This is a genomic window from thiotrophic endosymbiont of Bathymodiolus puteoserpentis (Logatchev) (genome assembly GCF_900127505.1).
GTDB lineage: Bacteria > Pseudomonadota > Gammaproteobacteria > PS1 > Pseudothioglobaceae > Thiodubiliella.
This window is the reverse complement of sequence record NZ_UEXF01000029.1, coordinates 1-1425: the sequence shown is the minus strand read 5'-3', so window position 1 is coordinate 1425 and position 1425 is coordinate 1. Positions and strand designations below refer to the sequence as shown.

Here is a 1425-nt window from a genome sequence, read left to right as displayed (position 1 = left end):
GCCACTATTTTTTTGTTTTGGCAAAAACTGGGCTTATTTTTTGTAAAATACCTAAGGTTTTTTGTGGTGCTGGATAAAAAGCAGTTTTGTTGATTTAGATGGTTGGGAAAATGGGGGGTTGGTTTGGTTGGAGTGAGTTTTTAAGGGTTGACTATTTACTGGATTTTTGGTGGAAAATTCGCCATTTTATGGGTTTTATAAATTATGTTGGGTTAATGCAGGAGTCTTTTTAGTGTTTTCTTGGGCGTTAGTTGGTTAACTGAAAATCCAGCTGTTTTGGTATATAAAATAACAAATCCATATATTTAGCATAAACAAAACAATAATTCCCACTATTCTTATCATTTTGTTGTTAATTGAATTATCTTCTTTTAATGATTTAATATAAGAATAGTATGTTACTGGAACATCAAAACTATCGCCAATAAAAAAATTATAAATACTTAAATTTATAAATGCAAAAAGAAAAGAAACTCCAGTCACAGTATAAGCACATGAATCATTACATGTATTTCCCCAAGGATGCATTATTATAAAAATAAATACAAAAATAATACAAAAAAGAAACACTTTAATCTTCATTATTCAAACTATTAATAGATTCTATTCCAACAGGAACTAAATTTGATGGAGTTTTTGGAACTCCAATTTTTCTCAACCCTACTGGAATAATATAATTTATACCATTCTTAATAGTATTATCAAAATTACCATTCTGATAATCGTTAACACCGCCAACACCAAATTTTGCTGCATTATAATATGGTGCTGTTGGTGGATAAACACTAAGACCAAAGTCTCCAACAGCCTTTAAATCTTGTTTAGTCTCAACCTTAACCCTAGAAACATACTCCTCTTGTTTCATGACCTCTACACCATCTAAATTTTGTTCTGGATTTTTTGTAATTTCTTTCTTGAAAGGTCTATTACTCAATAAATTAATCGCCGATTCAAGTTCTTGTTTAGTTTTATACTTGTTGCGTAAAAAAGACGGTTTACTTAATTCTCTTTTAATTTCTGCAAGTTTTTCTTGTTGGTTTTTATCATATAGCTTTTTATATTTTCTTCTAGTGTTATTTTTACATTCATGTCCATTTATTCCGCATTTTGTCATTTCTTCTGCATAAACACTTTGTTGACCTATTTTTAAAAAATCCTCTCCCTTACTTTTATCAATCCTCGCATACTTTTGATTATTCTCTTTAAGAATTTGACTGTGATCATTGCCAGTGTGGTTGTTAGTGCTTGCTAAGTTACCATCACCATAATTTTCTGAGGCAAACTCAACATAATCCCCGAAGTCATCTCCATAGTTGTCAGCATAGATTTCATTATCTGTTTTACTTGCGTTGTTTTGTGGGTTGGTGTTGATGCTTGGGTCTTGGTTGTCTAACGCATGGCTGGTTTCGTGTCCTATGGTGGTTG

At 31.3% G+C, this 1425-nt stretch carries 1 protein-coding gene; it reads right to left on the bottom strand.

The features are described 5' to 3' along the window. Positions 1-571: 571 nt before the first annotated feature. Positions 572-1425, bottom strand: an 854-nt coding sequence (locus tag BHECKSOX2_RS05230) for a hypothetical protein (protein ID WP_180323674.1), incomplete at its 5' end; no start/stop codon positions are given.